At 72.4% G+C, this 22,448-nt stretch carries 17 protein-coding genes; 9 read left to right on the forward strand and 8 right to left on the reverse strand.

Annotation, left to right across the window (positions count from 1 at the left end; translation table 11 throughout):
• The first annotated feature begins 259 nt into the window (after positions 1–259).
• The 4 genes from ACZ7OU_RS19670 to ACZ7OU_RS19685 are packed head-to-tail and all read left to right on the forward strand — an operon-like array spanning position 260 to position 6,074.
• Entirely contained in the window at positions 260–4,306 is a 4,047-nt protein-coding gene (locus tag ACZ7OU_RS19670) for a nitrate- and nitrite sensing domain-containing protein (RefSeq protein WP_470257626.1), read from the forward strand.
• Positions 4,303–4,755, forward strand: coding sequence for a roadblock/LC7 domain-containing protein (locus tag ACZ7OU_RS19675; RefSeq protein WP_155542171.1), 453 nt, complete (start codon positions 4,303–4,305; stop codon positions 4,753–4,755). Before ACZ7OU_RS19670 ends, ACZ7OU_RS19675 begins: the two co-directional genes overlap by 4 nt.
• Before the next feature lie 7 nt (positions 4,756–4,762).
• Entirely contained in the window at positions 4,763–5,482 is a 720-nt protein-coding gene (locus tag ACZ7OU_RS19680) for a DUF742 domain-containing protein (RefSeq protein WP_470238628.1), read from the forward strand.
• Positions 5,483–5,510: 28 nt separating this feature from the next.
• Entirely contained in the window at positions 5,511–6,074 is a 564-nt protein-coding gene (locus ACZ7OU_RS19685; RefSeq protein WP_155542172.1) for a GTP-binding protein, read from the forward strand.
• 123 nt (positions 6,075–6,197) lie between these two features.
• On the opposite strand, the gene ACZ7OU_RS19690 is transcribed toward ACZ7OU_RS19685, so the two are convergent.
• The 3 genes from ACZ7OU_RS19690 to ACZ7OU_RS19700 are packed head-to-tail and all read right to left on the reverse strand — an operon-like array spanning position 6,198 to position 7,598.
• Positions 6,198–6,848 (reverse strand): DUF899 domain-containing protein, encoded by a 651-nt coding sequence (locus ACZ7OU_RS19690; RefSeq protein WP_470256148.1) that lies wholly within the window; start codon positions 6,846–6,848, stop codon positions 6,198–6,200.
• Positions 6,845–7,276, reverse strand: coding sequence for an SRPBCC family protein (locus ACZ7OU_RS19695; protein WP_470256149.1), 432 nt, complete (start codon positions 7,274–7,276; stop codon positions 6,845–6,847). The genes ACZ7OU_RS19690 and ACZ7OU_RS19695 overlap by 4 nt, the downstream gene beginning before the upstream one ends.
• On the reverse strand, positions 7,269–7,598 hold the full coding sequence (locus tag ACZ7OU_RS19700) for an ArsR/SmtB family transcription factor (protein WP_470256150.1): 330 nt from the start codon (positions 7,596–7,598) through the stop codon (positions 7,269–7,271). Before ACZ7OU_RS19700 ends, ACZ7OU_RS19695 begins: the two co-directional genes overlap by 8 nt.
• 138 nt (positions 7,599–7,736) lie before the next feature.
• Between ACZ7OU_RS19700 and icmF the strand changes: the two genes are divergently transcribed.
• Positions 7,737–10,970, forward strand: coding sequence for a fused isobutyryl-CoA mutase/GTPase IcmF (gene icmF / locus ACZ7OU_RS19705; RefSeq protein ID WP_470256151.1), 3,234 nt, complete (start codon positions 7,737–7,739; stop codon positions 10,968–10,970).
• Here the strand turns inward: icmF and ACZ7OU_RS19710 are convergent.
• A complete protein-coding gene (locus tag ACZ7OU_RS19710) occupies positions 10,967–11,752 on the reverse strand; it encodes a hypothetical protein (RefSeq protein WP_470256152.1) in 786 nt (261 codons plus the stop codon). The genes icmF and ACZ7OU_RS19710 overlap by 4 nt on opposite strands.
• Positions 11,749–12,438 (reverse strand): class I SAM-dependent methyltransferase, encoded by a 690-nt coding sequence (locus tag ACZ7OU_RS19715; protein WP_470256153.1) that lies wholly within the window; start codon positions 12,436–12,438, stop codon positions 11,749–11,751. The genes ACZ7OU_RS19710 and ACZ7OU_RS19715 overlap by 4 nt, the downstream gene beginning before the upstream one ends.
• Positions 12,439–12,514: 76 nt before the next feature.
• On the opposite strand from ACZ7OU_RS19715, the gene ACZ7OU_RS19720 reads away from it, so the two are divergent.
• Entirely contained in the window at positions 12,515–13,345 is an 831-nt protein-coding gene (locus ACZ7OU_RS19720) for an LLM class F420-dependent oxidoreductase (RefSeq protein ID WP_470256154.1), read from the forward strand.
• Here the strand turns inward: ACZ7OU_RS19720 and ACZ7OU_RS19725 are convergent.
• Positions 13,299–13,991 (reverse strand): maleylpyruvate isomerase family mycothiol-dependent enzyme, encoded by a 693-nt coding sequence (locus ACZ7OU_RS19725; RefSeq protein ID WP_470256155.1) that lies wholly within the window; start codon positions 13,989–13,991, stop codon positions 13,299–13,301. The two genes, ACZ7OU_RS19720 and ACZ7OU_RS19725, sit on opposite strands and share 47 nt — an antisense overlap.
• The gene (kstR, locus tag ACZ7OU_RS19730) at positions 13,988–14,626 is read right to left on the reverse strand and encodes a cholesterol catabolism transcriptional regulator KstR (RefSeq protein ID WP_470238619.1); all 639 of its coding nucleotides are present in this window, start codon (positions 14,624–14,626) and stop codon (positions 13,988–13,990) included. Before kstR ends, ACZ7OU_RS19725 begins: the two co-directional genes overlap by 4 nt.
• Positions 14,627–14,870: 244 nt before the next feature.
• Here kstR and ACZ7OU_RS19735 point away from each other — a divergent pair, with 244 nt between their 5' ends.
• From ACZ7OU_RS19735 to ACZ7OU_RS19745, 3 genes are all read left to right on the forward strand, one after another.
• Positions 14,871–16,922 carry an acyl-CoA dehydrogenase family protein gene (locus tag ACZ7OU_RS19735; protein ID WP_470256156.1) on the forward strand — a complete coding sequence of 684 codons (2,052 nt, stop codon included), beginning with the start codon at positions 14,871–14,873 and terminating at the stop codon, positions 16,920–16,922.
• 228 nt (positions 16,923–17,150) lie between these two features.
• The gene (locus ACZ7OU_RS19740) at positions 17,151–20,021 is read left to right on the forward strand and encodes a DEAD/DEAH box helicase (RefSeq protein WP_470256157.1); all 2,871 of its coding nucleotides are present in this window, start codon (positions 17,151–17,153) and stop codon (positions 20,019–20,021) included.
• On the forward strand, positions 20,021–21,181 hold the full coding sequence (locus ACZ7OU_RS19745) for an SWIM zinc finger family protein (protein ID WP_470256158.1): 1,161 nt from the start codon (positions 20,021–20,023) through the stop codon (positions 21,179–21,181). Before ACZ7OU_RS19740 ends, ACZ7OU_RS19745 begins: the two co-directional genes overlap by 1 nt.
• Positions 21,182–21,195: 14 nt before the next feature.
• Here ACZ7OU_RS19745 and ACZ7OU_RS19750 read toward each other — a convergent pair whose 3' ends face one another.
• Complete coding sequence (locus ACZ7OU_RS19750) at positions 21,196–22,431, reverse strand: alpha/beta hydrolase (protein ID WP_470256159.1); 1,236 nt, start codon at positions 22,429–22,431, stop codon at positions 21,196–21,198.
• Positions 22,432–22,448: the final 17 nt, after the last annotated feature.

Consider the following 22,448-nt stretch of genomic DNA (forward strand, 5'->3'; position numbering starts at 1 on the left):
AGTTGATCTCGACGACCGTGCAGACCGCAACTTGCGCCGTGCACGTGCACAGTCCCTTGCACGGGACGGCGGGAGAGCACTTGCGCGGGTGCGCGGTCGGCCGGGCGGCCGGGGACGAGCGAGGGCACCGGCGACGCGGCAGGGCACCGGCGGCACGACCGTCCGGCGGCCCGCCGCGAGCCGGAACGCCGCGCCGCCGACGCGGATCCATGACGCCGGACAGGGAGTCACTCACGTGACCGTTGCAGGAGAAGGTCAGGTGCCCGTGGGGGAGCTGCTCGGCCGAGCGCCCCGGCGGTCCAAGGGGAAGGACGTGTGGCGCGCCCTCGTGCGCTGGCGCGACTGGAGCCTGCCCGTCAAGCTTTCGGCCGTCACCGTCGTCCCCATCGTGCTCGCGCTGGTCCTCGGCATCACGACGATCGCCGGCCAGGTCGGCCGCTCGGACGAGTACCAGCGGCTCGACCGGCTCGTCGCGCTCGGCGGCCAGACCCGCGCGCTCACCGGCGCGCTGCAGCAGGAGCGCACGGTCACCGCGGCGATGCTGACCGACGGCACCGTCGGCGGCACGCCCGCGCTGGCCGCGGCCCGCAAGGCCACCGACGCCGTGGTCGGCCCGTTCACCGCGGCGCAGTCCCGCGCGTCCGACGTCGAGCCCGGCGTGGCCGGGGCCGCCGGCGCGGCCACCGCGCAGGTCAACAACCTCGGCTTCCTCCGCCGCCAGGTCGACGGCGGCCAGCTCGACCCGGCCCAGGCCGTCAACGCCTACTCCGGCATCACCGGTTCGCTGATCGGCCTCGACACCGCGGGCACCGCGGGAGCGGGCGACGGCACCCTCGGCGGCACGCCCGCCGGGCTGCACGAGCTGCTCGTCGCGGGCGAACAGGTGTCGGTCAGCCAGGCGCTGGTCTCCTACGGCATCGCCCGCGCCGCGCTGTCGCCGAGCGAGCTGGCCACGCTGCGCGCCGCCGAGCTGCGGCTGGCCGACCGGCTCGTCGACTTCCGCTCCGCGGCGGGCGACACGCTGCAGCGCGACTTCGCGGCGATCGCCGAGGGCACGCAGGCGCAGAGCCGCGCCCGGATGGTCGAGTCCGTGCTGAACGCGCAGGGCAACACGCTCGACGACGCGTTCCGCGCCCTGTCGGCGGCCGACTGGGCCACCGCGTCCGCGGCGATGCGGACGCAGATCAGCCAGGTCGCCGACCGGCTCGGCGCGTCGGCGGCGGCCACCTCGGCCCAGCTGGTCAACGACGCCAGCAGCGGCGCCGGTCTGCTCGCGGTGCTGCTGTTCGCCGCGATGGTGCTCGCCGTCGCGGTCGTCTTCCTCATCACCCGGCAGCTGCTGCGCTCACTGAAAGCGTTGCGGCGCAGCGCCCTCGACGTCGCCGAGACCGCGCTGCCCGAAGCGGTCCGCAACATCCAGGAAGGCCGCGCGCAGGGCACGGACGTCGTGCCGGTGCCGGTGCAGACCGAGGACGAGGTCGGCGAGGTCGCCCGCGCCTTCGACAAGGTGCACCACCAGGCGCTGCGGCTGGCGACCGAGCAGGCCGCGATGCGCACCGGCTTCGGCAGCGTCTTCGTCAACCTCTCGCGGCGCAGCCAGAGCCTGGTGCAGCGGCAGCTGCAGCTGATCGAGCAGCTCGAGCGGGACGAGGAGGACGCCGACCAGCTCGCCACGCTGTTCCAGCTCGACCACCTCGCCACCCGGATGCGGCGCAACAACGAGAACCTGATGGTGCTCTCCGGCGCCGAGCCGGGCCGCCGCTCCGGCAAGCCGGTCGGCACCAACGACATGCTCCGCGCCGCGGTGTCGGAGATCGAGCAGTACCAGCGGGTCCAGGTCCAGCCGCCGCCCCCGGCCCGGATCGTCGGCTACGCCGCGAGCGACCTCATGCGCCTGGTCGCCGAGCTGCTGGACAACGCGACGGCGTTCTCCGCGCCGGAGACCAGCGTGACCGTCGCGTCGCGGCTGGGCGAGGACGGCTCGCTCAACGTCGACATCCTCGACAAGGGCATCGGCATGAACGAGGCCGAGGTCGCCGAGGCGAACACCCGGCTGACCGAGGCCGGGTCGATCGACCTGGCGACGTCGCGCCGGATGGGCCTGTTCGTCGTCGGCCGGCTGGCCAGCCGGCACCGGATCGGGGTGTCGCTGCACGGCGGCAAGGACATCGTCGGCGTCCGCGCCACGGTCGTCGTCCCGGCGGAGCTGGTGATGGCGGTGACCGACGGCCCGCTGACGGGCCCGATCGGCGGCCCGCGGCAGCCACTGGCGAGCCCCCCGGCGGGCAACCCGCTGCCGCGACGCCAGGTCAACGGCAACTCCCGGCCGCGGCCGCTGGTCCCGGAGCAGCCGGCGATGGGGGAGGAGCGCTGGCCGTCGGCGAGCGACCTCGCCGGGCTGACGAACGGCCACGGGCCTTCCGGCGTCCGTCCGCCGTCGGACCTGGAGATCTCCGGGACGGACCTGTTCGCGCCGCTGCCGAAGGACGACCCGGCCCCGCCGCCGCGCCCGACGCTGCCACCGGTGCCCACGGTGCTGCCGGTGCCGGTCCCGCCGCGCGCCGACGACCTGCCGGCGGGCAAGGACCTGTTCTCCGCCAACGAAACCACGCTGAGCGACTGGTGGCAGCAGGCGACCGCGGAACCGGCCCCGGCGCCCACCCCGGCCCCGGACCGCTCGGAGACGACGCCGATCTTCGACGAGATGCTGTCGGCGTGGTTCCGCGAGGACAAGCCCGCCGAGAAGCCGGCCCCGGTCGCGGAGGCCGCGGACGCGGAGCCGGTCGCCGAGGCTCCGGAGAAGCCGGCCGCCGAGCCGCAGGAAGCCCGCAGCTGGGACTTCGCGAGCGACGAGAACTTCCGCACGGTCCAGGCGGTCACGAAGTCGGAACCGACGGCGTTCACCGAGGCGGGGCTGCCCCGCCGCCGCCGCGGCGAGCAGCTCATGCCGGGCAGCGCGACCCCGACGCCGTCGATCCCCGCGACCCCGGCCCCGGTGCGGTCGGACCTCCCGGTCCGCGACCCGGCGGACGTGCGCGGGCGGCTGAGCAGCTTCCAGCAGGGAGTGACCCGGGGGCGCCAGCAGACGCGCCGGACAGCGGCGAACCCGCAGACGCCGGGTGCGGCGCAGCCAGGAGCCGCGTTCCAGCCTGGGGTTCCCGCTGCCGACACCTCGTCGCAGGCACCGGGGACGGCTGCTCAGCAGCAGTCGTTCGCCCAGAGGCTCGACCCGGGCACGCAGCCCGGAGCGCAGCCGGCCGCGCCCGGGTCGCAGCAGGGTGCGGCGTTCCAGCAGAACGGCTTGCCGCGGCCTGGCCGGCCGGGACCCGCACCGCAGCCCGGCGTGGCCCAGCCGAACGGTGTCCCGCAGCCGAACAGGCGTACCCCGGCACCCCGCCCGGGCGCGCAGGCACCGCAGCAGCCGGCCGCCTTCCAGCCGGACGGCCTGCAACCGGGCCAGGCACCGGCAGCTCAGCCGGGTGCCTTCCAGCAGCCTGGTCAGCCTGGCGATCTCGTGCAGCCTGGGCAGCAGGGTGGGCCGGTGCAGCCCGGTGCCGTCCAGCAGCCTGGTCAGCAGGGCGCTCCGGCTCAGCCCGGTGCCTTCCAGCCTGGGCAGCAGGGTGTCGCGGCTCAGCCTGGCGATCTCGTGCAGCCTGGTCAGCAAGGTGCCCCGGCTCAGCCGGGTGCCTTCCAGCAGCCTGGTCAGCCCGGCGATCTCGCGCAGCCCGGTCAACAAGGCGTCCCAGCCCAGCCCGCCGCCCTTCACGAGCCCGGTCAGCAGGGTGCCCCGGCCGAGTCCGAGCCCGCCGCTCCGCAAGAGCCTGGGCCGCTGCCGAGCCGCCAACCGCGGCCGTCGCCTCGGCCGTCCGCCTTCGGAGGCCCTGAGCAGTCCTTCCCGGCCTTCCTGGACCCGGCCGCCACCGGCCGTCCCGGGGAGCCGCCGTCGGAACTGCCCTCCCGGCGGGGCCCCGTCGCGCCGGAGACGCCCGCGCCGCGGCAGGAAGAGTCCGCGGTGGAGGCCACCGCCGAATGGAACTTCGGTACCGATGAAGGCTGGAAAGCCGTGCAAGCGGTGTCCCAGTCGGCACCCGCCACGTTCACTTCGGCAGGATTGCCCCGGCGCCGTCGCGGGGAACAGCTGCTCCCGGGCAGCGCCGGACCGCCCACCGGGGCCACGGCCCCCCGACCACAACGGGACGCACACGACGTGCGCGGCCGCCTGCGAAGCTTCCAGCAGGGCATCGAACGCGGGCGTCACCGCACCGCGCGGGCCGAGACCAACCACGAGACACTGGAGGGCGAATGACCTCGCCGAGTAGCGCACAGCCGCCGCAGAATCAGTTCGGCTGGCTGATCAACGACTTCGCGGAGCGCGTGCCCGGCGTGGCCCACGCCGTGGTCGTCTCGGCGGACGGCCTGCTGCTGAGCGCTTCCAACCGGCTGCCGCTCGACCGGGCGGACCAGCTCGCCGCGGTCGCCTCGGGCCTGGTCAGCCTCACCCAGGGCGCCGCCCGGTGCTTCGAGGCGGGGGCGGTCAACGAGACCGTCGTCGAGATGGAGCTGGGGATCATGGTGCTGATGTCGATCAGCGACGGGTCCTGCCTGGCCGTGCTCGCCGCCCCGAACTGCGACATCGGCCAGGTCGCCTACGAGATGACGATGCTCGTCGATCGGGTCGGCCAGATCCTGACCCCGGAGCTGCGCGCCCAGCTCCAGGGATCGGGTGGGTCGCTGATCGGCGAACCGGTGGGATGATGGCGCGATGAGCACGGGGTCCGGATCTTTCGGGGAGCCTCCGGAGGCGGGGAACACCGCTTCCGGCGCAGGGGACGACGGCACGTTCGCCGACGTCCTCAACGGGTTCACCCTGGATTCCGGCCGTGCCCGCCGGAAGCGCAAGAAGAGCAAGGAGTCCCCGCCACCCCCGTCCGCCGGTGCGCACGCGGCCGCGGAACCGCCGGCGCCCGCGCCGTCGGCCGACCAAGGAGATCGAGTGACCTCTTTAGTCTCTCCACCCGGCAGTACCGATGGGGACGCCCCCAGACCAGGTGGGCTGTTCGATCCGGGGCCGCCCAGCGGCGAGTTCGTCATGCCCGCGGTCTTCGAACAGCCACTCGCGCCCGAAGATCAGACGGCGATCGTCCGGCCGTACGCTTTGACCGGCGGCCGCACCCGGGCGAACTACGCCCTGGAGCTGGAGACACTGATCTCCGCGAAGGATTATGCTGCCACCGGTGGCTTCCCCGAGGTGGCCGCGGAGCAGATCGAGTGCATCTCGATCATGGAAGAGTGCCGGACCCCCCGTTCGGTCGCCGAGCTCGTGTCGGCCCTGCGGGTGCCTTTGGGCGTGGCAAGGGTGCTGATCAGCGACGCGGCCGACGCGGGGCTGGTCACGGTGCACAAGACGATATCGGGCAATGACGGCGCCGAGGCACATCTGGTGTTGATGGAAAGGGTTTTGAGTGGACTCCGTCGGCTTTAAGGCACCGCGGGACACCGCGCCCCCGACCATGACATCAGCCAAGATCGTGGTGGCTGGCGGTTTCGGAGCGGGGAAGACGACCTTCGTCGGGTCGGTTTCGGAGATCGTGCCGCTCACCACCGAGGCGATGATGACCGACGCGAGCGTCGGCGTCGACAACCTCGACCACACGCCGGGCAAGTCGACGACCACCGTGGCGATGGACTTCGGCCGGGTGTCGCTGGACGCGGACCTGATCCTCTACCTGTTCGGCACGCCCGGGCAGCAGCGGTTCTGGTTCATGTGGGACGACCTGGTCCGCGGCGCGATCGGCGCGGTCGTGCTGGCGGACACCCGCCGGCTGGCCGACTCGTTCGCCCCGATCGACTTCTTCGAAGACCGCGGCCTGCCGTACATCGTGGGCGTCAACACGTTCGACGGCGTGCTGGAGCACGACATCAACGACGTGCGCGAGGCGCTGTCGATCGACCCGAACATCCCGATCGTCCGCTGCGACGCCCGGGACCGCGAGTCGACGAAGCAAACGCTGATCACGCTGGTCGAGTACGCGATGCGCCAGTGGATCGCACTGCGGGCGGCCAAGAGCCGCTGACGCCGCGGGAGCGGACGGTGCCGGAAAGGCACCAGCCGCCCCCAAGGCGTGCACCACACCGGTCGATCGCGCGCGGGGAAGCGCGGGATCGACCGGCCCCGGTCGTGCGCGCGCCCGAAACCTTCAGTACTCGTCGTGGCGGCGCCACCACGAGCTCGGCGCGTCGTCGCCGTGGCTGTCCTCTTCCCAGGCCTCCTGGCGCCCCAGCGGCGTGACGTCGAGGTAGCGGTGAGAGGACAGGAACATCTCGCCGCCCCGGCCCGTGGTGAAGTACGTCCGGTACACCTCGTCGCCGTCGCGCAGGAACACGCTCACGCCGAACCCCATGCCGACGCCGCAGTCCTCGGTGAACCCGGTTCCGTGCGCCGACACCCACGGCACGTCCCAGCCCATCCGCGCCTTGTACCGCTCGATCTCCGCCAGGGTCGCCGGCGCGACGACCTTGAGCGTGACGTCGCGGGCGTGCAGGTGCGCCAGGTGCGGCATGTTGTCGACGAGCAGGGAGCAGCCGGGGCAGCCCGCCTCCTCGCCCGGGTGCAGCATGAAGTGGTAGACGATCAGCTGACGGCGGTCTTCGAACAGGTCGAGCAGGCTGACGGGCCCGGCCGCGCTTTCGAACGGGTACTTCGCGTCGAAGCGGACCATCGGCAGCCGCCGGCGCTCGGCGGCCAGGCGGTCGGCCGCCTTCATGTGCTCTTTCTCCTTGACCAGCAGCGCGTCGCGCGCGGCCTGCCATTCTTCCGGCGAGACGATCTGGGGCGTGGTGGCGGTCATCGGTCGTCCTTTCCTCGGATGAAGCCGGTCAGGTCGTCGAAACTGGAGGTCCAGCCCTCGTGGTGGCCGTCCCGCTCGGCGGCCGTCGGGAAGCCGGTCTGGGTGAAGGTCATCTCGGTCTTGCCGTCGAGGTCGGCGAAGCCGATCGTCACGAGCGTCTCCTGCCCCTGGGCTTCCCAGGCGAAGGTGAACACGAGCCGGTCGGGGACGCTGACCTCGCGGTAGACGCCGTGCATCCAGTGGTCCTCGCCTTCGGGGGAGCGGATGCAGGCCCGCCAGCGGCCGCCGGAGCGCGGGTCGAGGGTGACGGCGGAGCAGGTGAAGCCGTGCGGACCGAACCAGCTCGCCAGGTGGTCCGGGTGCGTCCAGGCGGCGAACACGAGTTCGCGCGGCGCCGCGAAGACGCGGGTGATCTCCAGGTCAGGCATCGCCGGTCAGGCTCCTCAGGTGTTCCTCGAGGCGGTCGAACCCGCCGTCCCAGAACTGCCGGTAGGTCGCGACCCAGTCGGCGACGTCCTCGAGGGGTTTTGCCTCCAGCCGGCAGGGCCGCCACTGGCGGGTGCGGCCGCGGGTGATCAACCCGGCCCGTTCCAGCACCTTCAGGTGCCGCGAGACCGCGGGGAGGCTCATCGTGAACGGCTCGGCGAGCTCGTTCACGGTCGCTTCGCCGGCCGACAGGCGGGCGAGGATGGCGCGGCGGGTCGGGTCGGCGAGCGCCGAGAAGGTCCGGCTCAACTGGTCAGTCGTCATTTCAGCACCTTGTTAATTAACGGACATGTTAAACATAGCGCCGAGCTGGCCGGTGTCAAGCTTCTCCTAGGGGGCGCTGAGAGCCGGGTCACGAGACCTCGGGTTTCCAATAGTAGGAAGTCCAAGTATTTTGGGGGGATGAGCAGTGAGCTGTACCGCCCCGCGCACCCCGTCCGGTTCGTCACGGCGTCGAGCCTCTTCGACGGCCACGACGCGTCGATCAACATCATGCGGCGGATCCTGCAGTCGCAGGGCGCGGAGGTCGTCCACCTCGGCCACAACCGGTCGGTCGACGAGGTCGCCACCGCGGCCATCGCCGAGGATGTCCAGGGTGTCGCCATCTCTGCTTACCAGGGCGGGCACGTCGAGTACTTCTCCTACCTGGTCGAGCTGCTGCGCGAGCGCGGCGCCGGCCACATCAAGGTCTTCGGCGGCGGGGGCGGGGTGATCGTGCGCGAGGAGATCGACCTGCTGCACTCGCGCGGCGTCGCCCGGATCTTCTCGCCCGAGGACGGCTACGAGATGGGCCTGCCGGGCATGATCAACCTGATGATCAAGGCCTGCGACGTCGACCTCGCGGCCGAGGCCCCGGCGCTGGACAAGGTGCTTTCCGGCGACGTCGCCGCCCTCTCTCGCGTCATCACCCAGCTCCAGGCGGAGCAGCTGCCCGCCGATCTGCTGACCGGCATGACCGAGGCCGCCGGCAAGCGCGAGGTACCGGTGCTCGGCATCACCGGCACCGGCGGCTCGGGCAAGTCGTCGCTCACCGACGAGCTGATCCGCCGCTTCCGCCTCGACCAGGAGGACAAGCTGCGGATCGCGGTGCTCGCCGTCGACCCGTCGCGGCGCAAGGGTGGCGGCGCGCTGCTCGGCGACCGCATCCGGATGAACTGCCTCGACGGCTCCCCGGTGTACTTCCGCTCGCTCGCGACGCGCACGACGTCGGGCGAGATCCCGGCCGGGCTCAGCGAGGCGATCCAGGCGTGCAAGGCCGCCGGCTACGACCTGGTGATCGTCGAGACGCCCGGCATCGGCCAGGGCGACGCCGGCATCGTCGACTTCGTGGACGAGTCGCTGTACGTGATGACGCCGGAGTTCGGCGCCGCGTCGCAGCTGGAGAAGATCGACATGCTCGACTTCGCCGACGTCGTCGCGATCAACAAGTTCGAGCGCCGCGGCGCCGAGGACGCCCGCCGCGACGTCGCGCGCCAGCTGGTGCGCAACCGCGAGGCGTTCTCGCAGGGCCCGGAAGACATGCCGGTGTACGGCACGAGCGCGGCGAAGTTCAACGACGACGGCGTCACCGCGCTCTACCAGCACCTGCGCGGCCTGCTCGCCGAGCGCGGGCTGACCGTCTCGGCCGGCACGCTGCCGCAGGTCGAGGGCAAGGTCTCGACCGACGCTTCGACGGTCATCCCGGGCAACCGGGCCCGCTACCTGGCCGAGATCTCCGAGACCGTGCGCGGCTACCACGCGAAGACCGAGGCCCAGGTCGCCGCGATCCGCAGGCACGAGGCACTGGCGCTGGCCAAGGCGGAACTGTCCAAGGTGGACGCGGCGACCGACGCGCTGGACGGGCTGCTCGCCACCGCCGAGTCCGATGTGGATGGCGAGTCGACAAAGCTCCTCGCGCGGTTCCGCGAGCTGGCCGAGGAGTACCGCCAGGACGAGCTGGTGGTCAAGATCCGCGACAAGGAGCTGCGCACGCAGCTGTGGCGCGACACGCTGTCCGGCAACCGGATCCCGCGCGTCGCCCTGCCGCGCTACGCCGAGTCCGGTGAGCTGCTGTCGTTCCTGCGCCGCGAACACCTGCCGGGATACTTCCCTTACACCGCGGGCGTTTTCCCGTTCAAGCGGGACGGTGAGGACCCGGCCCGGATGTTCGCCGGCGAGGGCGACGCGTTCCGCACCAACCGCCGGTTCAAGATGCTGTCGGCCGACTCCGAGGCCAAGCGCCTCTCGACCGCGTTCGACTCGGTGACGCTGTACGGCCACGACCCGCACACCCGCCCGGACATCTACGGCAAGGTCGGCACGTCCGGCGTCTCCATCGCCTCGCTCGAGGATATGAAGGTCCTCTACGACGGCTTCGACCTGACCGCGCCGAACACGTCGGTGTCGATGACGATCAACGGCCCGGCCCCGACGATCCTGGCCTACTTCCTCAACACCGCGATCGACCAGCGCGTCGAGGCGTTCAAGGCCGAGCACGGGCGCGACCCGTCCGAGGACGAGGCCGCCGAGCTGCGCGAGTGGGCGCTGAAGAACGTGCGCGGCACGGTGCAGGCCGACATCCTCAAGGAGGACCAGGGCCAGAACACCTGCATCTTCTCCACCGAGTTCAGCCTCCGGATGATGGCCGACATCCAGGAGTGGTTCATCGAGCACGGCGTCCGCAACTTCTACTCGGTGTCGATCTCCGGCTACCACATCGCCGAGGCCGGGGCGAACCCCATCTCGCAGCTGGCTTTCACGCTCTCGAACGGCTTCACCTACGTCGAGTCGTACCTGGCGCGCGGCATGGACATCGACGACTTCGCGCCGAACCTGTCGTTCTTCTTCTCCAACGGCATGGACGCCGAGTACTCGGTGCTCGGCCGGGTGGCGCGGCGGATCTGGGCCGTGGCGATGCGCGAGCGCTACGGCGCGAACGAGCGGTCGCAGAAGCTCAAGTACCACGTGCAGACGTCCGGGCGGTCGCTGCACGCGCAGGAGATGAGCTTCAACGACATCCGCACGACGCTGCAGGCGCTCTGCGCGCTGTACGACAACGCGAACTCCTTGCACACCAACGCGTTCGACGAGGCGGTCACGACGCCGTCGGAGTCGTCGGTGCGGCGCGCGATGGCCATCCAGATGATCATCAACAAGGAGTGGGGCCTGTCGAAGAACGAGAACCCGCTGCAGGGCTCGTTCGTCATCGACGAGCTGACCGAGCTGGTCGAAGAGGCCGTGCTGCTCGAGTTCGACCGGATCTCCGAGCGCGGCGGCGTGCTCGGCGCGATGGAGACGGGGTACCAGCGCGGCAAGATCCAGGACGAGTCGATCCTGTACGAGCGCAAGAAGCACGACGGCTCGCTGCCGATCATCGGCGTCAACACCTTCCGCAACCCGCGCGAGGGCGAGGACGACATCGAGGTCGAGCTGGCGCGCGCGACCGAGGACGAGAAGAAGTCGCAGCTCGACCGGCTCGCGGACTTCCAGCACCGCCACCACGAGGAGGCCCAGCAGGCGCTGAAGGCGCTGCGCGAGGCGGCCACCCGCGGCGGCAACCTGTTCGGGGTGCTGATGGACGCCGCGCGGGTGTGCTCGCTGGGTCAGATCACGGAGGCGTTCTTCGAGGTCGGCGGGCAGTACCGCCGCAACGTCTAGAGCCGCACCCGCAGGTAGGCCCGGTCGTCGAAGGAGTTCGCGGCCGGGCGCAGGCCTTTCGTCTCCGGCGGGTCCTCGATCATCAGCGGGTCACACGCCAGCCGCTCGGCCAGCAGCCGTTCGGCCTCGGCCAGCGTCGTCGCGGGTGACGGGTAGCCGTCGGTGGTGATGACGACCTCTCGCGCGCCGTCGGGCACCGGTATCACCTCGACGAACAGGTCCGGGACGACCTGGCCGTCGACGGCCGCGCAGCCGTAGCGCGGGTCCGGCCGGTTGCGGAGCCCGACCAGCGCGCGCAGCAGTTCTCGCACGGCCGCGCGACCCGGGTCGCCGGCCAGCAGCTCCGCTTCCGGGACGCCGTCGGCGAGGTACCGGCGCAGCACGAGGGCCCGGGCTTCGGCCACGACCCGCTCGCCGGACGGGCGCGGCGGCACCGGCGTCCCGTCGACGAGGACGCGGCCTTCGCCCACTCGCCAGATTTCGCGGCGCGGCCGGTGCAGGACGCAGAACGACACCGCCGAGCCCGCGCCCTGCGCCGTGTCGCCCAGCAGTTCGCGGACCAACGCCGTCGCGCTGTCGGTGGCTTCGCGCGCCGAGCACCCGGCCGCGGTGGCGGCCAGGTGCCCGGCGACGGCTTCGGCGAGTTCGGCCCCGTCCGGGCCGGTGTCCCACGGCTTCTTCGTCGCGCCATCGACGACGCCGAGCACGTGCGCACCCAGGACCAGCCGGTCGGCGCACGGCTCGGCGGCGGTGCGCGCGACCACCGACGTCTCGACGATCACCCGGCCGAACGTACGGCCTTCAGCTGCCAGACGGGGACCAGGACCCGGCCGTCCGCGTCGGTGTCCAGCGCGTCCAGGCCGGTGGCGTCGGCGTCCAGCACCTCCCGGAGGCTCTGCCGCAGCTCCTCCGGGGTCATCGACGTCGTGTAGACGGCCGGTTCGAGCCGCTCGATCGTCCAGTCCTTCCCGACCGTCTCGCGCAGGTTGGCCTCGCTGATCAGGTACGGCGCCGGGAACGCGTCCGGCACCTGCGGCGAGAAGGCGAACAGGTGCAGCCGCGCGCCCGGCCGGGTCGCGCGGGTCAGGGCGGCGAGGTACGCGTGCCGCTCGTCCTCGCTCAGGCAGTGGTAGAGCGCGCTGTCGAGGACCGTGTCGAAGCGTCCTTCGTAGCCTTCGAGCTTCGTCGCGTCGGCCACCGCGAAGGTGACGTCCGGGGTGCGGGTGCGAGCCCTCTCGATGGCCGACGGCGCGCCGTCCAGCCCGGTGACCGACAGGCCGCGCGAGGCGAGGAACGCCGAGTTGTCGCCGAGGCCGCAGCCGATGTCGAGCACCTCGCCGGTGAACGCGCCGGCGTCGGCCAGCGCGACGACCGCGGGCTGCGGCGCGCCGATGTCCCACGGCATCTTCCGGCCCATCGGCGTGCTGCCCCGGTAAAGCTCTTCGAAGTCGATGTCCTGCACGTCCATGACTACCCCCTTATTCAACGTATGATGAGATCACTCCATCATGCACGCACCGCCGGTGTGGTGGTAGTGGTTGGGTATGAAATTCGGGATCTCGACGTTCGTGACCGACGAGGGCATCCGGCCGGACGTGCTGGGTGCGGCCCTGGAGGAACGCGGCTTCGACTCGTTGTTCCTGGCCGAGCACTCGCACATCCCCGTCAGCCGCGAGACCCCGTACCCGGGCGGGGGCGACCTGCCGGAGAAGTACAAGCGCACGCTCGACCCGTTCGTGGCGCTCACCGCCGCGGCCACCGCGACGTCGGAGCTGCTGCTCGGCACCGGCATCGCGCTGCTGATCCAGCGCGACCTGATCCACACCGCCAAGGAGGTCGCGTCGCTCGACCTGGTCTCCGACGGGCGCGCGCTGTTCGGCGTCGGCGTCGGCTGGAACCGCGAGGAGATGCGCAACCACGGCACGGACCCGAAGACCCGCGGCGCGCTGATCGACGAGCAGCTGGCCGCCCTCAAGGAGATCTGGACCAAGGACGAGGCCGAGTTCCACGGCGAGCACGTCGACTTCGACCCGATCTACGCCTGGCCGAAGCCGGTGCGCAAGCCGCACCCGCCGATCTACATCGGCGGCGAGAGCGAAGCGGCGCTGAAGCGTCTCGTCCGCTACGGCGACGGCTGGCTCCTACGCGGTCACACGCACTTCGACGAGGCGAAGCGCGTCCGCGGCTGGCTCGCCGACCAAGGGCGTGCGGACATCGAGTTCGCCGTGTTCGGCGGTGACACGAAGGGCAAGGTGATCGACGGCTTCCGCGAGGCGGGCGTCGAGCGCTACACGTTCCTGCTGGAGACGCTGCCCGAAGCCGAGACGCTCAAGGCCCTGGACGAGCTGGCGGAGGTCGCCGCCGCCCACCGCTGACGGGCCACGGGCCCAGTCCTGGCCGGTCGCCGCTCAGCTCGGTGCCGGCGGCCCGCCCGGACAGCCAGGCCGCGAGGTCGCGCACGGACCCGGCGACCTCGGTGTCGCCCGAGCCCCAGCGGTGCTCGCCGGCGCGGACCGTCACGCCGTCCGGCAGCCGGTCCTGGAGAAAGTCCACGGCGTGGCCGCAGAAGTCGCCGGGCCAGTCGGTGATGGCGATGCCGACGTCGAGGTCGACGGCGTGGATCCAGACCTCGCGCCAGCGGGCGAAGACCGTGCTGGACAGCTTGCCGTCGCGGTAGTCGACGTGCTGGTCCCAGTCCGTCACGCGGGCCCACGCGTCTTCGAGCCGGACGGAGTGCCGCAGCAGGTCCCGCCGGTGCTCCTCGGCGCTCCGCCCCGCGGTGGCCTCGATGATGGCGTCGCGGTCGTGCGTCTTCGGGTCGTAGAGCGGTATCAGCACGCCGCGCAGGGCGTTCTCGACCAGGTCGGCGAGCGCGCGCCCGGCGTCGGTGACGTGGGCGAGGACGTGCCCGCGCGTCCAGCCGGGCAGTGGCGACGGCTCGCACACCTGCTCGTCGGTCAGCGGTTCGAGCGCGCGGTGCAGCCTGCTGTGCGCCTCGGCGACCGCCGCCGCCGGGATCACTTGTCCAGCAGCAGGTGCACCGACAGCTCGAGGCGGTTGGCGACGTCGGCCGCCGACGCGCGGCGGGTCACCCAGGCCACCAGGTTCGCCATCCAGACGTCCGCGACGACGTGGAAGATGTCGCGGTCGGCCTCGGTCGGGTCGGAGATGCCCATCGCCTGGGCGAACATGTTCTCCATCAGCCGCCCGACCTGCTCGACCTCGGCCGCGGCGGAGGTGTCGGCGAACATGAACGCGCGGACCATCGCCTCGGTCAGGTGGGGGTCGCGCTGCATCAGGCGGGTGTTGCGGCCGAGCACGAACATCAGCCGCTCGGCGGGCGTGTCGCCGGGGATGGCCTGGCGTTCCAGCTTCTCCTGCGCGCGCTCGAACTCGCGCGCGAGACCGGAGACGAGCAGGTGGATCTTGGACGGGAAGTACCGGTACAGCGTGCCGAGCGCGACGTCGGCCTTCTCGGCGACCGCGCGCATCTGGACGGCGTCGTAGCCGCCTTTCGAAGCCAGCGCGAGGGTGGCGTCGATGATCCGGCGGCGGCGGTCGCGCTGGGCGGCCGAGCCGAGTTCGTCGGCGCCGATCGCGCTCAGGCCGTTCCCGCGTGCCTTCGCCGGCGCTTTGGCTTTGCCGGGCATCGGCATTCCCCCGTCCTTCGGAACTTGTTCCAGTTCACGACGTAGAGTACCTGTCCTGGCGAAACGTTCAACAATTGACCCACTGGCCGAAAAACTGTAACACGTTCTACACTCGCGAGTAGCGTTGCCGATCCGGCCGAAAGCAGGCGGAGACGGTTCCGGAGCCATCCCGCTCACGGGCACCCGTTCCGCCGTGACTGCCGGCCGGGTCGGCAATAGCCGACACAGTCCCATGCCGCGAGGAGGGCCCATGCCGGTCGCGCTCACCGAGGAACAGGCCGCGCTGGCCGAGGCGATCCACGCCTGGTCCGCCGCGCACCACCCGCGCGAGGCGGTGCGCGCGGCGGAAACCGGTGCGAGCGCCGGGGTGCCGGCGGGGTTCGCCGACCTGGGCCTGTTCGGCGTCGCCCTGCCCGCGGCGGCCGGCGGGGCCGACGGCAGCCTCGCCGACCTGGCCGCCGGGCTGGCCGCGGCGGCCGAAGAACTCGTTCCCGGGCCCGTCCTGAGCACCACGCTCGGCGGGCTACTCCTGGCGGAGGTGCCGGAAGCGAAAGAGCTGCTCCAAGCCGTCGCCGAAGGGGAAGCCACGGTCGCGGTGCTGCTGGACGAGCTGGTCGACGGCGTCTCCGGGCCGGTGCCCGGCGTGGACTCCGGGACCTGGCTGGTGGTCCCGGTCGAGGGTGGTCACGTGCTGCTCGCGCCCGGGACACCCGGGTTGACCGTGGAGCCGCTGACGCCGTTCGACTTCTCGCGCCCGCTGGCGCGCGTCCGGTTCTCCGGCAGTGCCGACGTCCTGACGCTGCCGCCGGTCGCCCCGCTGGTGGCGACGCTGGCTTCGGCCGAGGCGGCGGGGGTGGCGCGTCGCTGCCTGACCATCGCCGTCGAGTACGCCAAGGTCCGCGAACAGTTCGGCAAGCCCATCGGCGGGTTCCAAGCGATCAAGCACCTGTGCGCCGAAATGCTGTGCCGCGCCGAAGCGGCCGAAGCGCTGGCCTGGGACGCGGCTTCCGGGCAACACCCGCTTTCGGTGGCGAGCGCGGCCGTCGTCGCTCTCGACGCCGCCGTCGCCAACGCGAAGGACTGCGTCCAGGTGCTCGGCGGGATCGGGTTCACCTGGGAGCACGACGCGCACCTCTACCTGCGGCGGGCCGTGGCGTTGCGGCAGTGGCTCGGCGGCTCCGGGCCGTGGCGACGTGAGGCGGCTTCGCTGGCTCTCGCCGGGACCGAGCGGACGCTGGGCGTCGACGTCGGGGACGACCCGGCCTTGCGCGAGGAGGTCGCGCGGATCGCCGCCCTTTCCAGCTCCGAGCAGCGAGTCGCCCTGGCGGACGCGGGATTGCTGGCGCCGCACTGGCCGGCGCCGTTCGGGCGGGGCGCGGACGCCGCCGGGCAGCTGCGGATCGACGGCGCGCTGGCCGCGGCCGGCGTCCGCCGTCCGGACCTGGTGATCGGCGCGTGGGCGGTGCCGACCATCCTTCAGCACGGCGACGACGAGCAGCGGTCCCGGTTCGCGCGTCCGACGCTGCGCGGGGAAATCACGTGGTGCCAGCTGTTCAGCGAGCCGGGCGCGGGGTCCGACCTGGCCGCGTTGCGGACGGCCGCGCGGCGCGTCGACGGCGGCTGGCGGCTGACCGGGCAGAAGGTGTGGACGTCGCTCGCCCGCGAAGCCGACTGGGGGATCTGCCTGGCGCGCACCGACCCGGACGTGCCCAAGCACAAGGGGATCACGTACTTCCTGGTCGACATGCGCGCCGAGGGCATCACGACCCGGCCGCTGCGGGAGATCACCGGTGAAGCCGTGTTCAACGAGGTGTTCCTCGACGACGTGTTCGTCCCGGACGCCGACGTCGTCGGCACCCCGGGCGGCGGCTGGCGGCTGGCGCGCACGACGTTGGCGAACGAGCGCGTGGCCCTCGGGAGCGGGTCCGCGGTGGGGGAGAGCGTGCAGTCCCTGGTGTCCACAGTGGACCCTGCCGCGCTGGACGACGTCGCGCTGGACCGGCTCGGTTCGCTGGTGGCGTTCGGCGTCGCGGGTTCGGTGCTGGACCTGCGGGCGGCGTTGCGGCGGCTGGAGGGACAGGACCCGGGCGCGGAGTCGAGCGTGCGGAAGCTGCTCGGGGTGGAGCACCGGCAGGAAGTCGCGGAGTTCGCCCTGGAGCTGGCGGGCGTGGGTGCGCTGGAGGCGGGCAGCCCGGCGCAGCACGAGTTCCTGCTGACGCGCTGCCTGTCCATCGCGGGCGGCACCACGCAGGTCCTGCGGTCCCTGACCGCGGAACGCCTCCTGGGCCTCCCGCGCGGCTGATGCCCCTGGAATCACGCGTGTCGCCCCTCCAATCACGCGTGATGCCTCTCTGATCACGCGTGATGCCCGCTCAATCACGCGTGATGCCCGATCAATCACGCGTGATGCCCGCTCGGTCACGCGGGATCCGGCTTCGGGCGCGAGGGTCCGGGGTGCCCGGGCGGCGCGAAAGGACCGTTCGCGACGCCCGGGCCGAAACTGTCGGGGGTGTGTTCTAGCGTTGCCGTCGTGGAGTTCAGCGCAGACACCCAGGCCACCTACCTTCCCGCGGATCCCCCGCGGGAGGGCGTGCTGGCCTTGTGGGGCGACGACGTGGCCGGCGGGACCACGATCGAGCTCGTGCTGCCCAGGGGCGGGAAGTTCGCGCGGACGAAGGTCGACGCGGAGCTCGTCCCGCTCGAACGCGCGCTACCGCGCCTGCTCTCGCTGGGGGAGGAGGCCAGCCCGGCCATCGCGGCGTGGTCGGCGGCCGTCAACGCGGGGGTGAACCTCGTCGCGCGGGGGCGGCTGCGGCCCGCCGTCTCGCCGGCCGGGGCGGCAGCCTGGCGGATCGGGCCGTTGGACGCGGCCGACGAAGAGCTGCTGCGCGGTCTGGCCGGTGCGCTGCCACCGGAGGCGTACGCGCTGCCGCTGACCGGGCTGAAACGCATCCGCCTGCACTCGCCGGACTCCCTGGTCCGCGCACTCTGGGACGCGACGGCCGACCTGCTGGCGCGCAGCCCGGCGGCGCCGGTGGGGGCCGGCGACCCGGCGTTCGCGGCGCGCGAACCGGCCCTGCTCGGCCCGGACGGCGCGGCCTGGCTGGCCGAGCTGGAGGCCCGCGAACCACGCGGCGTCCAGGTGCTGCTGCGGGTCGAGGGCCGGGGCGAAGACACGTTCGCCGGAGTGCTGGCGGTGCGCAGCATGGCGGAGGCGAGCCTGGTGGTCGAGGCGTCGACGCTGTGGGACGCGCCGGACGCGGTGCTGAGCCGGCTCGGCGACCAGGTGGAGACGCAGCTGCTGTTAGGCCTCCGCCGCGGCGCGCGGGCGTGGGCGCCGCTGGGCCGGGTCTTGGAGCAGGCCACGCCGGCGGAACTGCCGTTGACGGACGACGACGTCGTCGACCTCCTCACCGACGGCAGCCGCGACCTCGGCGGCGCGGGCATCGAGGTGCTGTGGGAGAAGGGGCTGTTCGCCGGCGAGGTGAAGGCGAAGGCGAGCGCGACCCAGGCGCCGGCGAGCGTCACGGAGGCGGAGTTCGCGCTGAAGAGCCTCCTGGAGTTCCGCTGGCAGCTCAGCCTGGGCGGCGAGCAGCTGACGGAGGCGGAGGTCGCGGCCCTCGCGGAGGCGAAACGTCCGCTGGTCCGGTTGCGCGGGCAGTGGGTGCGGGTGGATCCGCAGCTGCTCGCGCGGGTCCGGAGCCGAACCCGCAAGCTGGACGCGGGCGAGGCCCTGGCGGCGGCACTGACGGGCGAGCTGGAACTGGACGGCGAACGCGTCGAGTTCGCGGCGCCCCCGGTACTGGGCGGGCTGGCTTCGCGCATCCGGGATCGGGAGGGCGTTTTGGTGGCGCCACCGCCGGGGCTGCAGGCGATGCTGCGGCCGTACCAGCAGGCGGGGCTGGCATGGCTGGCGACGATGACCGATCTCGGGTTGGGCGCTTGCCTGGCGGATGACATGGGGCTCGGCAAGACGATCCAGCTGATCGCCCTGCATCTGCACCGCCGAGACCTGGCCGCCTCGGCGCCCCTACGCCTCGCCGCGGGCGATGTATCGGAGGATCAGGCAGCCGCGCTCCCCGTGGGAGAGATGCTTGAGGCCGATGGGCGGTCTCCCACGGCTGAGGTCACCGCGGATCCTGGCTCAACCGGCGGCCCCACCCTGGTCCTCTGCCCGACCTCGCTGCTCGGCAACTGGGAACGCGAGTTCGCCCGCTTCGCCCCGGACGTCCCGGTCCGCCGGTTCCACGGCGGCAGCCGGCACCTCGACGACCTCGCCCCCGACGAGGTCGTGCTCGCCACCTACGGGGTCCTCCGCCGGGACCGCGAGACACTGTCCGAAGTGGACTGGGGACTCATCGCCGCGGACGAGGCCCAGCACGTCAAGAACCCCCTTTCCGCCACAGCCAAAGAACTCCGCAAGATCCCCGCCCGGGCCAAGGTCGCCCTCACCGGCACCCCGGTCGAAAACCGGCTGACCGAGCTCTGGTCCATTGTGGACTGGACCACGCCCGGCCTGCTCGGCCCGCTCGACCGCTTCCGCCGCACCGTGGCGCGCCCGATCGAACGTGATCGGGACAAGGCCGTCACCGAACGGCTGGCCGCCACCGTCCGGCCGTTCCTGCTGCGGCGGCGCAAGTCCGATCCGGACATCGCCCCGGAGCTGCCGCCCAAGACCGAAACCGATCGGTTCGTCCCGCTCACCGCCGAGCAGACCACGCTCTACGAAGCCGTCGTGCGGGAGAACCTGGCCGAGATTCGCGAGAAGAAAGGCATCGAGCGGCGCGGGCAGGTCTTGCGGCTGCTCACCGAGCTCAAGCAGATCTGCAACCATCCGGCCCAGTTCCTCAAAGAACCCCTCAGCGCGCTCACCGGCCGGTCAGGGAAGCTCGCCGCGTTCGAGGAGCTGCTCGACGTCATCCTCGACGAGGGCGAGAGCGTGCTCGTCTTCAGCCAGTACGTCCAGCTCTGCCGGCTGCTCGAACGCCGGCTCCAAGACCGGGGCCTGCCCAGCGAGCTGCTCTCGGGCGAAAGCTCGCCCGCGAAACGCCAGGACATGGTCGACCGGTTCCAGGCAGGCGAGATCCCGGTGTTCCTGCTCTCGCTCAAGGCAGGCGGCGTCGGGCTCAACCTGACCCGCGCCACCCACGTGATCCACTACGACCGCTGGTGGAACCCGGCGGTCGAAGACCAGGCCACCGACCGCGCGTACCGCATCGGCCAGGACCGGCCGGTCCAGGTCCACCGGCTGATCGCCGAGGGCACCCTCGAAGAGCGGATCGCGCAGGTGCTCGAAAAGAAGCGCGGGCTGGCCGAGTCGATCGTCGGTGCGGGGGAGGACTGGATCACCGAGCTGTCCGACGACGCGCTCGCCGACCTGGTCCGGCTCGGGAGCGGCTGATGCCCCCGAGGCGGAACTTCGGCCGGACGTGGTGGGGACGCGCCTGGGTCGACGCGCTGGAGCAGCGCGCGAAGCTCGACCCCAACCGGCTGCCCCGCGGGCGGACCTACGCGCGCAAGGGCACGGTCAGCGAGCTGCACTTCGGCGCCGGGGCGATGACGGCGCGAGTGCGGGGCAGCCGGCCTGAGCCGTACCAGGTGACCATCACCATGCGCACCTTCACCGACGGCGAGTGGGACACGCTGCTCGGCGTGGTCGGCACCCGGCTCGGGCACGCGGCCGCGCTGCTCGACGGCGAGCTGCCGGGCGCGCTGGCCGAGCAGGCGCGCGAGGCGGGCGCCGACCTGCTGCCCGGCCCCGGCGACCTGCGGCCGCGGTGCTCGTGCCCGGACTCGGCGAACCCGTGCAAGCACGTCGCCGCCGTGTACTACCTGGTCGCCGACGAGGTGGACCGCGACCCGTTCACGCTGTTCCTGCTGCGCGGCCGCCCGCGGGCGGACGTCCTGGCCGAGCTGCGGTCCCGCCGCGCCCCGGCGCGCGGCGAGCGGCCGAAGCTGCCGAAGCGCGTGGACGAGGGACTCACCCCGCGCGCGGCCTACGCCCGGCGCCCGGGCGCGATCCCCGACCTGCCCCCGCCACCACGGCTGCCCGGCCCACCGGCGGTCCTCGACCTCGACCCGCCCCCGAGCACCGGCTGGACGGCGGACGCGCTGTCCGGCTTGGCGGCGGACGCCGCCTCCCTGGCCCGCGACCTGCTGACGGCCGGAGCGACGGCGGCGGAGCTGACGTTCGAAGAGGATCTCGCGCGCCGGGCCGCGAGCCGGTCCGGCTCGGAGTTCACGGCGCTGGCGACCGCGGCCGAGGTACCGGCGCGGGACCTGGTCCTCTGGGCGGAGGCGTGGCGCGAAGCCGGCCGCGCGGGCCTGGCGGTCGTGCGCGAGACGTGGCAGCCGGGGCCGGGCCCACTGGCGGAGGCCCAGGCGGTGCTGACGGAGGCGGGCCTGCCGGGAACGCCCAAGGTCTGGCGCAACCGCCTGACACAGGGGGAGCTGCAGCTGCGCTACGGCCGTGACGCCCGCTGGTACCGCTTCATCCGTGCGGGAGCCGAGTGGCGTTTGGACGGCCCGCCCTCGGCGAGCCCCGTCGACCTCGCGTACTGACGGTGCCGCCGCGGCTACCGGTTCTCGGCCTTCCAAGCGTTGTAGGTGAAGTCCAGGAACCGCGCCACACCCCGCACGACATGCGCGCTCCGCACGGAAGTGAACACGTCGAACGCGTGCTGCGCCCCGGCCAGCTCGGCGTAAGCCACCGGCTGCCGGGACTTCTCCCGGAGCCGTCGCACGAACTCCCGCGCCTCGCGCACCGGCACCAGCGAGTCGTCGCGCCCGTGGATCACGAAAAACGGTGGTGCGTCCGAAGAAATCCGGTCCAGCGGGGACGCCGCGATGTAGTCGTCGAGATGCCGCACCGGATCACGGTCCGCCGCGAACACCCGCCGCGCGATCAAGCTCTCCAAACGGTACTGACTGGCCCGGGACCCGGACGTCGCCGCGAAGTCGTACACGCCGTAGTGCGGTACACAAGCCTGGACGCTCGTGTCGACGTCCTCGAACTCCGGCTGCAACGCCGGGTCGTTCTGCGACAACGCCAGCAGCGCCGACAGGTGACCGCCCGCCGAACCGCCCGTCACCGCCACGAAATCCGGGTCGCCCCCGTACGAGGCGATCGAAGAGCGGATCCACGCCAGCGCCTGCTTCGCCGCCACGATGTGCGCGGGCCAGCGATGGGTCGGCGAAAGCGGGTAGTTGATCGCCACGCACACCCAGCCGCGACGCGCGAGGTAGCGCATCAGCGGCCGGCCCTGCTCCTCCTTGTTGCCGATCACCCACGCGCCGCCGTGGACCTGCAGCAGCACCGGCGCGCCCGTCACCGGCTCAGCGGGCCGGTACACGTCCAGCAGGAACCGCTTGCCGCCCGGGGCGTAGGCGATGTTGCGGTCGACGCGCACGTCCGGCGCGCCCATCCGGAACGGCAGCGCCAGCTCGCCCCACGGCAGCCCCAGGTCGGAGCGGCCCAGCTCGGACGCGTAGTCCTCGCCCAGCGCGGACGTCAGCGCCTTCTCGATCTCCTCGCGGGCGCCGTGGCCCGTGCGGATCAGCGTGGCGAGCCCGGCGGCGGACGCGGCGGCCATCGCGAGCCCGGCCTGCGTCGACCGGTCGCGGACGCCGTGACTGGCCACATGCAACGCAGTGTCCGCGGCCGTCAACGCCAGGAACTGGGGCGCGAGCTCCCCGGTCAGCCACCCGGCGAAGAACGCCGGGATGGTCGTGGACCGGGCTCGCAACGGGCGGAGCGCGTTCGCGGTGAGGCCGAGCTGGACCGCGCGACGGATCAGGAAATTCGGCTGCACCAGCGTGATGATACCGG

It is taken from the genome of Amycolatopsis sp. NPDC114505 (genome assembly GCF_055633615.1).